Here is an 843-nt window from a genome sequence, read left to right on the forward strand (position 1 = left end):
TCAGACATCGACCACGCCGTCGATCACGCCGTCGATCGGGGTGAGCTGGTCCGGCTAGCGGGCTCTCGCCAGCCGGCCCTCGGGATCTCGCCGATGTGGTTGCCGAACCCGTCGCGGATGACCTTCGTGCGCGTGGCCGAGTCCCGGCGGACGACGAACACGCCACGACGGCTGCAGAGCTCCGCGAAGTAGTCCCCGGCGCACGTGACCTCCTCGGTCCTGCGCGCGATGTCCGCGTGGAGCAAGCGCTCGTACCCACCGATGACGGTCCCATCCACGGTGATCTCGAGGCGAAGCAACCGAACCAGCCTGGTGCGAAGAATCGGCCATGATTCGTGGCCAATTCTTCGCACGGGAACTGGCCGACGGGAACTGGTCGACGGGAAGCCGGGCCGACGGGAACTGGTCGACGGGAAGCCGGCCGACGGGAAGCCGGCCGGCGGGAAGCCGGCCGACGGGAAGCCGGCCGACGGGAAGCCGGCCGGCGGGAAGCCGGCCGACGGGAAGCCGGCCGGCGGCAAGCCGACCGACGGGAAGCCGGCCGACGGTCGGCGGGAAGCCGCTCGACGAGAAGCCGGTCTGCGCGCAGCCGGGCTACGGGAAGCCGCTCGACGAGAAGCCGGTCGGCGCGCGCCCGGTCTGCGGGAAGCCGGTCTGCGGGAAGCCGCTCGACGAGAAGCCGGTCGGCGCGCAGCCGGTCTGCGGGAGGCCGGTCGCGCGCAGCCGCTCGACGGGCAGCCGGTCGGCGCGCAGCCGCTCGACGGGCAGCCGATCGGCGGGAAGCCGCTCGACGGGCAGCCGATCGGCGGGAAGCCGCTCGGCCGGGAACCGGTCGACGGGGAG

At 73.3% G+C, this 843-nt stretch carries 1 protein-coding gene; it reads right to left on the bottom strand.

Annotation, left to right across the window (positions count from 1 at the left end; translation table 11 throughout):
* Positions 1–594: 594 nt before the first annotated feature.
* Positions 595–843 (bottom strand): hypothetical protein (locus tag CCO02nite_RS15835; RefSeq protein WP_222593228.1); only part of this gene is annotated, 249 nt, incomplete at its 5' end.

The sequence above is a fragment of the Cellulomonas composti genome, from assembly GCF_007990245.1.
GTDB lineage: Bacteria > Actinomycetota > Actinomycetes > Actinomycetales > Cellulomonadaceae > Cellulomonas > Cellulomonas composti.